Raw genomic sequence first — 8,900 nt, 5'->3', positions numbered from 1 at the left:
GTGCTCGGATCGTTCCACCGCGGCGCTCCCAAGGGTTCGGACGGGGTCCGTTCCGGCGTGCGATGGGGAAGCCGCGGTACGCCGCCGCCCGAACCACCGCCGACACGGAGGTCAGGCAGACTATGCCGCCGGACGGACCCTGTTTTCCCTAGCTGTTGCGGCCGATCCGGGATCGGTGGCGAGCGAACTCTACGGTTTTCCCCACTGTCTTCGCGCCACACTCTTCGCGCCGGTTCCTCCCACGGAAGGCCCACCCATGTCACGCATCGGAACGGCGCTGAGACGCCCCTGGATCGTCCCCTTCTACTTCCTCGCGTTCGGTTTCCTCGCGTTCCGGCTGCCCAACTACGTCGGGCTGGATCCGAGCAAGTCGACGGCGGCGACCCGGCTCGACGTGCCGTTCTACTACCCGCTGCTGGTGACGCACATCTTCTTCGGCTCGGTCGCGTTCGTGACCGCGGCGATCCAGGTGTGGCCTCGCCTCCGGAACAAGTTCCCGAAGCTGCACCGCGTGTCCGGCCGGATCTACGTCTTCGGCGGCGCGCTACCGGCCGGGATCGCGATCCTGACGATCACGCCGCTGCTGACCCACGGCCCCGGCCAGAAGGTCGGCAACGCGATCCTCGGGCTGCTGTGGCTGATCACCACGATCACCGGGTTCCGCCGCGCCCGCCAGGGCCGCATCGTGGAGCACCGCGAGTGGATGCTGCGCAGCTTCGCGCTGTGCTTCTCGATCCTGGCGTCGCGCTTCTGGCTCGGCCCGGCGATCCTTTGGCTGGAGCCGGAGGTCTTCACGATGGGCGTCGACGGCCCGGCGGCGGTGCAGGACCAGGTGTCCACGCTGACGTCGTGGGTGCCCTGGGTGGTCAACCTGCTGATCGCGGAGTTCTTCATCAACCGCGCCCGCTACAAGAAGCTGGGCGAGCAGGCCGCGAAGCGCAAGGCGGCCCAGGCTCGCGCCGTCGCGTCGGAGACGGCCGATGTCACTCCCACGGAGGCGACCCTGGTCCCGGACGCGAAGACGCCGCTGCTGGACGCACGGCCGTCACCCGATCCGGTGGCCTGACCCCGAGAACGCGCCTTCCCCGGCGGCGGACGAGCCCGGCACCATCCCCCGGTGCCGGGCTCGTCCGCGTGTCCCGTCAGACGAGGACGACGATCTTCCCCTGCGTGTGGCCGCCTTCGGAGTCCCGGTGCGCGTCGGCGATGTCGTCCAGCGCGTAGGTCGCGGCGAGGTGCGGCGTGTACCCGCCCCGGGCGCCCAGCGCGGCGCCTTCGGCGAGCAGCGCGGAGTTGTTCTCCGAAGAACGGGCCCGGACGCCGAGGTCACCCGCACGGGCCGCGTCGGCGACCGTCACGACGCGGTCCGCGTCGCCGGCGATGGCGACGAGGTCGGGCAGCGAGCCGGACGCGGCCGTGTCGAGCACGGCGTCCACCCCGCCGGGGGCGAGTTCGCGGACGCGGTCGGCCAGCCCTTCGCCGTAGGTGGTGGGCAGCGCGCCCAGCTCGCGCAGGTAGTCGTGCTTGCCCGCGCTCGCCGTGCCGATGACGGTGGCGCCGCGCGCCACGGCCAGCGCGACGGCGGCACTGCCCACCCCGCCGGCCGCGCCTTCGATCAGCAGCGTGCGGCCGGCCAGGTCGCCGAGCGCGTCGAGCCCGCTGCCGGCGGTGTCGACGGCCAGCCCGGCGCCGGCGGCCTCCGCCAGGGTCCACTCGTCCGGCACGGACGCCCACGCGGACAGCGTGGCGTACTGCGCGGACGCCCCGAACACACCGCCGAGCCCGAACACCCGGTCACCGACAGTGACACCGGTGACGCCTTCGCCGACCTCGTCCACCACGCCGGCGGCGTCGCGGCCGGGGATCGCCGGGAAGCCGACCTCGAACATCGCGCGGGCCGCCCCCGAGCGCACTTTCCAGTCGACCGGGTTCACACTGGCGGCGGCGACGCGGATCCGGACCTCGCCGGGCCCGGCGTGCGGTTCCGGGACGTCCTCGACGACGAGCACCTCCGCCGGGCCGTAGTCGTGGTAGCGGGCTGCGCGCATGGTGACTCCTTGATCTGCGGATGCTTTCCCTGGAAACTAACTTAGAGTCAGTTACTTTCCATGGCAAGTGTCTCGCAAATCACTTTCCGCGGAAAGTGACTGCGTGTACAGTCACGCCCGTGGAAGCGGATGACGGCTTCGCCCCGGCCGAGGCGGACACCTGGGAGTCGCTGCTGTCCGTGATCCTGTGGCTGCCCGCGGCGCTGGAGGGGCGGCTCAAGCAGGAGGGCCTGAGCCACGCCGAGTTCCTGATCCTGTGGTGCCTGTCGCAGCACCAGGACCGCACCATGACGTCGCTGGCGGAGATGTCCCGGGTCACGCCGTCGCACCTGTCCCGCATCGCCTCCCGGCTGGAGAAGCAGGGCTGGCTGGTCCGCAAGTCCGACCCGGCCGACACCCGCTACACGATCGCGTCACTGACCCCGGCGGGGTCGCGGAAGTACGACGAGGCGGCACCCGGCTACTACGCGACCCTGCGCGAGCACGTCTTCGGCCTGCTGACCGAGGAGCAGCTCGGACAGCTCGGCGGGATCACCGGGATCGTCGCGCGCTCCCTCGACCCGACCGCGGACTAGCGGCCGAGCCGAGCCCGCGGCCTGGTGAGTCTGCCGCGGCTTGTCGTGAGTGTTTAGGGCGGTTCTAACCGCCCTAAACACTCACGACAAGCCTGGGCGCTGCAAACCGTCAGCCGACGTCCGGGAGCCAGGCCCGGACTGCCGCCACCGCCTCCGCGATGTGTTCCTCCACGATCGTGAAGTGGTTGCCCGGTACGTCGGTCACGGTGTCCGCGTGGGCCCAGGCCGAGCGCCACTCGACTTCCGCCTGCTCCGCCACGATCGGCTCCGACGCGCGGACGAGCAGCGTCGGGCACGGCAGCGGGCCCAGGTCCCAGCCCTCCATCAGGTCGAAGCACCACGCCATCGCCGACAGCCCGGCGCTCGTGACCTCGGTGTACTGCTGGTTCCGCTTGTACAGCCCCGTCATCAGGCCGCCGCCCGCGCTGGCGACGAACTGGCTGTCCACCGCGTACGGGTCCAGCAGCGCGACGCCGGCCGGCGGAGTCCCTCGGCGGGTCAGTTCCGTCGCGATCGCGTGCACCAGCAGGCCACCGGTGGAGACGCCGAGCACCACGAACGGCTCCCCCGCCGCGTACGCGAAGATCGCGTCGGCTTCGGCCGCCACCAACGATTCCCGGTCGGCCGGGAGGGCTTCGCCGTCGGTGAAGCCTGGGATCGGGACGGCCGAGACGTCGTACTGGCCGCGACAGGACGCCGCGAACAGCGAGTACTGCTGCACCCCGGCCATCGCGACCAGCGCGGGGACGCAGATCAGGTGCGGGCCGGGTGCCGCGTCCGGGTCACGCCGGGCCAGGCGCAGCGGGCGGATCGGCCGGGTCAGCTCGGCCGACGTGCGGAACTTCGGGCGCAGGGTCGCCGCGGCGCGGAGGAAGTCGATCGCGTCGGCTTGCTGGCCGTTGTACAGCGCCTGCGTGAACAGGCCGGAGATCGTCTCGTTCGCTTGCGCGGACACGGTTTCCGGCGCCGACGACTCGGCCGGCCGGGAAACCCGGTCCAGCTCGGCGCCCAGGTGGCCGGCCAGCTCGAGCGGGGTCGGGTGGTCGAAGACCACACCGACCTGCAGGATCAGGTCCGTCGCCGCCTGGAGACGGTTGCGCAGGTCCATCGCCGTCAGCGAGTCGAAGCCGAGTTCGGGGAAACCGCCGTCGACGGCCACCGCGGCCGCGCTCGGGTGCCCGAGCACCGCGGCGGCAAGCGTGCGGACCAGGTCCAGGACAGCCGCGGCACGGTCATCCTCCGCGAGGCCCAGGTACGTCTTGGCGAACGAGCCCGCAGCCTCGGCCGACACCGCCGACCGGCGGGACGGCGGCGGGACCAGCAGCCGCATCATCGGCGGCACCTCGCCCGACGCGCGCATCGCGGCCAGGTCGAGGCGGATCGCGGCAAGCACGGGGTCGGCCGGGCGGGCCATGACGGCGTCGAACAGGGCGACGCCCTGCTCCCCCGTCAGCTCCAGGGCCCCGCCACGCGCTTGACGGCGGCGGGCCGCGTCGTCGAGCTGCGCGGCCATCACGCTGTCGGCGCGCACCCAGCTGCCCCAGGCCACCGACGTGCCCGGCAGGCCGAGGCCGCGGCGGTGCCGGGCCAGCGCGTCGAGGAAGCTGTTGGCGGCGGCGTAGTTGCCCTGCCCGGCGGTGCCGGCCAGCCCGGCGAACGACGAGAACAGGACGAACGCCGCCAGGTCGCGGTCACGGGTCAGGTCGTGCAGGTGCCAGGCCGCGTCGAGCTTCGGCGCGAACACCGTCTCGAGCTTCTTCGGCGTCAGCGAACCGAGGACGCCGTCTTCGAGCGCCCCGGCGGTGTGGACGATCGCCCGGACCGACGGCTCGGCGTCGAGCAAGCGGGCCAGTTCGTCCCGGTTGGACACGTCGCAGGCGCGGTACTCCACCACGGCGTCGAGTTCCGCGGCGAACTTCGCCGCGCCCGGCGCCGAGCCGCCGCTGCGGCTCACGAGCAGCAGTTCGCGGACGCCGTGTTCGACGACCAGGTGCCGCGCGATGGTCCGGGCGAGCGCGCCGGTACCGCCGGTGACGAGGACCTTGCCCGCGTCGCGCCAGACCTCCGTCGGCGAGGCGTCGCCGCGCACGCGGGCCAGGCGGCCGACGTGCGGGACGCCGTCGCGCAGCGCCACCTGGGGCTCGCCCGAGGCGAGCAGGCCGGGCAGCATCGGGAGCAGGTCGCGGATGGACTGGTCGCCGGACTCGTCGAGGTCGACGAGCACGAGCCGGCCCGGGTTCTCGGTCTGCGCGGAGCGCAGCAGGCCCCACGCCGCGGCGGCGGAGAGGTCGGTGTCGCCCGTGGCGCCGCGGGTGACGAAGACGAGCCGGGTGGTGCGCAGCCGGTCCTCCTCGAGGAACGCCTGGACCTGGCCCAGCACCCACTTCGTCAGCAGGTGGGCCGATTCCCGGGGGTCCTCGGGCCGCACGTGCACCAGCGGCACCAGGATCAGCTCGGGCGGCTCGAGGCCGTCGTCGAGGGCGGCGGACAGCGTGCCGATGCCGAGGAACGTCTCGACCGCGCGGCCGAGGGTGTAGACGGCGCCGGTGAGGCCGAACTCGTCGGCGCCGGCCACGACCCAGCTGCCGTCGGCCAGGCGGCCGGGTTCCGGCGCGGGCACGGCCTGCCACTCCCAGCGGAACAGGCTGTCGCCGAAAGGGGATGCGACGGCGACAGCGTCCGTGGCGGCCGCGCGCAGCAGCAGCGAGCCGACCGACGCGACGGGTTCCCCGGTCGCGTCGGCGAGGTCGATGCGGACGCTGCCGGTGCCGGACGGCACGATCCGGACCCGGGCCCGCGACGCGCCGACCGCGTACAGCTCGACGTCGGTCCACGAGAACGGGAGCCGGCTCTGGCCGCCGTCGCCGGTGAACGACGTCGCGTGCAGCGCGGCGTCGAGCAGTGCGGGGTGCAAGGCGCACGCGCCCGCTTCGGCGCGGTTCGCCTCGGGCAGCGCGACTTCGGCGTAGACCTCCTCGCCGAGGCGCCACACGGATTCCAGGCCGCGGAAGAGCGAGCCGTAACCGAAGCCGTTTTCGGCGGCCTGGTCGTAGAAGCCGGTCAGGTCGACGCGCTCGGCGCCGGCCGGCGGCCACTCGGCGGGGAACTCCCCCGCCGTCGGCTGCTCGCCGGCGCGCAGGACGCCGTTGGCGTGGCAGGTCCACGGCTCGTCGCCGTCGGTGTCGGGCCGCCCGTAGACGGCGAGGGTGCGGCGGCCGGCCGGGGTCAGCGGACCGAGCACGAGCTGCGTCCGCACGGCCTGACCTGGGGGAACGATCAGGGGCACGGCGAGGGTCAGCTCTTCGACGACCGGGCAGCCGGCCTCGTCGCCGGCACGGATCGCGAGTTCCAGGAACGCCGTGCCGGGCAGCAGGACCGAGCCACCGAAGGTGTGCTCGGCCAGCCACGGGTGCGTCGCCACCGACAGCCGCGAGGTGAACAGGAAGCCTTCGGTGTCCGGCAACGCCGTCACCGCGCCCAGCAGCGGGTGGTTCGCCGCGCCGAGGCCCAGCGCGGTGACGTCGCCGGCCGGGAGCAGGCTGGTCTGCGGCCAGATGTTCGTGCGCTGGAAGGGATACGTCGGGAGCGGGACCCGGCTGCCGGCAGGCACGTTCCAGTCGACGTCGGCGCCGCGGGTGAAGGCGGCTCCGACGGCGACCAGGAACCGGTCCAGGCCGCCGTGGCCGAGCAGGAGCGTGGCCGACGCCGTGGCGCCGGTGCCCGACTCCTCGAGGATCGCCTGCAGCCCGAGGCTCAGCACCGGTTGCGGGCTCACCTCGACGAAGTGCCGGCCGCCGCGCTCCAGGGCGGCGTGGACGCCGGCGTCGAACCGGACGGTGCGTTCGAGGTTGCGGTACCAGTACTCGGCGTCCAGCTCCGGGCCGTCGAGCCACTTCTCGTCGGCGGTGGAGAAGAACGGGATTTCCGACGTCGCAGGGTGCAGCTCGCCGAGGAGGGACACCAGTTCGTCGTGCAGCACGCGCACCTGCGGGCTGTGCGCGGCGAAGTCGATGCCCTCGACGCGCCAGCGCATCATCCCGGCCGCCGAGAGGCGCTTCTCCAAGGTGGTCAGCGCGCCCGGCTCGCCGGCGACGGTCACCGTGCGCGGGCCGTTGACGGCGGCGATCGACAGGGTGCCGTCGAAGTCGCCGAGCAGCGCGCGGACGTCCTCTTCGGACGCCATCACCGACAGCAGGCCGCCGTGGCCGGCGAGCCGGTCGCCGATCAGGCGGCTGCGCAGGGTCACGATGCGCGCGGCTTCGGGCAGCGGCAGGGCGCCGGCGAAGCAGGCCGCGGCGATCTCGCCCTGCGAGTGGCCCAGCACCGCGGCCGGGCGGACGCCGTAGGAGCGCCAGAGGTGCGCGAGCGACACCATCACCGAGAACAGGACGGGCTGCACGACGTCGACCCGGTCGACCGAGGGCGCGCCGTCGACGCCGCGCAGGACGTCGAGCAGCGACCAGTCGACGAAGGGGGCGAAGGCTTCCGCGCACTCTTCGATGTGGCGCCGGAACACCGGCGCGGTGTCGAGGAGGCTCGCGGCCATTTCCGGCCACTGCGAGCCCTGGCCGGGGAACACGAACACCGGGCCGGGCCCGGCGGTCGCGGCGCCGGTGGCCGCGTACGGCGACGGCACGCCGGCCGCCAGCGCGGACAGGCCTTCGCGCAGGGTGGCGACATCGGTGCCGGCCACGACGGCGCGGTGGTCGAAGCGGCTGCGGGCCAGCAGGGTGCGGGCGATCGCGGCCGGGGGCTGCCCGGTGTGCTCGTCGAGGTGGGCCAGCAGGCCCGCGGCCTGGGCGGCCAAGGCCTCCGGCGACTTGGCCGACAGCACCCACGGCACCGCGGGCGGCTCGGCGGAAACGGCCGGTGCCTCGGCGGGCGGGGCTTGTTCGAGGACGACGTGGGCGTTGGTACCGCTGACGCCGAACGACGAGACGGCGGCCCGGCGCGGGGCCCCGGTGCGCGGCCAGGGCCGGGACGTCGTCAGCAACTCGACCTCGCCCGCGGCCCAGTCGACGCGCGACGACGGCGTCTCGGCGTGCAGGGTGCGCGGCAGGACGCCGTTGCGCATGGCCAGGATCATCTTCATCACGCCGCCGACGCCGGCGGCGGCCTGGGTGTGCCCGATGTTGGACTTGAGCGAACCCAGCCACAGCGGGCGGCCCTCGGGCCGGTCCTGGCCGTAGGCCGCGATCAGCGCCTGGGCCTCGATCGGGTCGCCGAGCGACGTGCCGGTGCCGTGGGCCTCGACGACGTCCACTTCGGACGGTGAGAGTTTCGCGTCGGCCAGCGCCTGGCGGATCACCCGCTGCTGGGACGGGCCGTTGGGGGCGGTGAGGCCGTTGGACGCGCCGTCGGAGTTCACGGCCGAGCCGCGCAGCACGGCCAGGACCTCGTGGCCGTTGCGCCGCGCGTCGGACAGCTTTTCGAGCGCGAGCATGCCGACGCCTTCGGACCAGCCGGTGCCGTCCGCGCCCTCGGCGAACGCGCGTGAGCGGCCGGTCGGCGACAGCGCGCCCTGGCGGCTGTACTCGATGAACACCATCGGCGTCGACATCACGGCGACGCCGCCGGCCAGCGCCAGCGAGCACTCGCCGCGGCGCAGCGCCTGGGCCGCGAGGTGCATGGTGACCAGCGACGACGAGCACGCGGTGTCGACGCTGACGGTCGGGCCCTCGAAGCCGAACGTGTAGGAGATCCGGCCGGAGGCGACGCTGCCGGCGCTGCCGTTGCTCTGGTAGCCCTCGAGGTCTTCGGTGACGCCCTGCAGCGCGATCGCGTAGTCGTTGTACATCACGCCGACGAACACGCCGGTGTCGCTGCCACGCAGCGTGTGCGGGTCGATCCCGGCGGACTCGCAGGCCTCCCAGGAGGTTTCGAGCAGCAGCCGCTGCTGCGGGTCGGTGGCCAGCGCCTCGCGCGGGCTCATCCCGAAGAACGCCGGGTCGAAGCCGCCGGCGCCGTGCAGGAAGCCGCCCTCGGCGGTGGCGGACGTCCCGGGGGCGCCGGGTTCGCCGAGCAGGCCGGCCAGGGGCCAGCCGCGGTCCTCCGGGAAGCCGGAGATCGCGTCGACCCCGCCGTCGACCAGCCGCCACAACGCCTCGGGCGTGTCGACGTCGCCGGGGTAGCGGCAGCTCATGCCGACCACCGCGATGGGTTCACCGCCCGCGGATTCCGCCTCCACCAGCCGCTCGCGCGTGCGGGTCAGGTCGGCGGTCACCCGCCGGAGGTAGTCGAGGAGTTTGGCCTCGCTCATCGAACCATCCGTTCGGTC

The 8,900-nt window shown here is 73.5% G+C and carries 3 protein-coding genes and 2 pseudogenes; 2 read left to right on the top strand and 3 right to left on the bottom strand.

Annotated features, from left to right (window positions below; genetic code table 11):
• Positions 1-256: 256 nt before the first annotated feature.
• Positions 257-1,066 (top strand): DUF2306 domain-containing protein, encoded by an 810-nt coding sequence (locus tag OG439_RS12430; RefSeq protein WP_326949537.1) that lies wholly within the window; start codon positions 257-259, stop codon positions 1,064-1,066.
• Positions 1,067-1,142: 76 nt separating this feature from the next.
• Here the strand turns inward: OG439_RS12430 and OG439_RS12425 are convergent, their stop codons facing one another.
• On the bottom strand, positions 1,143-2,048 hold the full coding sequence (locus OG439_RS12425) for an NADP-dependent oxidoreductase (protein ID WP_326949536.1): 906 nt from the start codon (positions 2,046-2,048) through the stop codon (positions 1,143-1,145).
• A 119-nt stretch (positions 2,049-2,167) separates the two neighbouring features.
• Here OG439_RS12425 and OG439_RS12420 point away from each other — a divergent pair, with 119 nt between their 5' ends.
• Positions 2,168-2,623, top strand: coding sequence for a MarR family winged helix-turn-helix transcriptional regulator (locus tag OG439_RS12420; RefSeq protein ID WP_326949535.1), 456 nt, complete (start codon positions 2,168-2,170; stop codon positions 2,621-2,623).
• A 109-nt stretch (positions 2,624-2,732) separates the two neighbouring features.
• On the opposite strand, the pseudogene OG439_RS50065 reads toward OG439_RS12420, so the two are convergent.
• Positions 2,733-5,663, bottom strand: a pseudogene (locus OG439_RS50065) (type I polyketide synthase); the annotation flags it as partial.
• A 210-nt stretch (positions 5,664-5,873) separates the two neighbouring features.
• Positions 5,874-8,846 (bottom strand): annotated as a pseudogene (locus OG439_RS50060) (type I polyketide synthase); the annotation flags it as partial.
• Positions 8,847-8,900: the final 54 nt, after the last annotated feature.

It is taken from the genome of Amycolatopsis sp. NBC_01307, assembly GCF_035975215.1.
GTDB lineage: Bacteria > Actinomycetota > Actinomycetes > Mycobacteriales > Pseudonocardiaceae > Amycolatopsis.
The sequence above is the reverse complement of the archived record's forward strand: the minus strand, read 5'-3'. Positions and strand labels throughout refer to the sequence as shown.

Excerpts from the sequence above, each read along its gene's own strand:
- OG439_RS12430 (WP_326949537.1), top strand. The coding sequence starts at position 257 with ATGTCACGCATCGGAACGGCGCTGAGACGCCCCTGGATCGTCCCCTTC.
- OG439_RS12425 (WP_326949536.1), bottom strand. The coding sequence starts at position 2,048 with ATGCGCGCAGCCCGCTACCACGACTACGGCCCGGCGGAGGTGCTCGTC.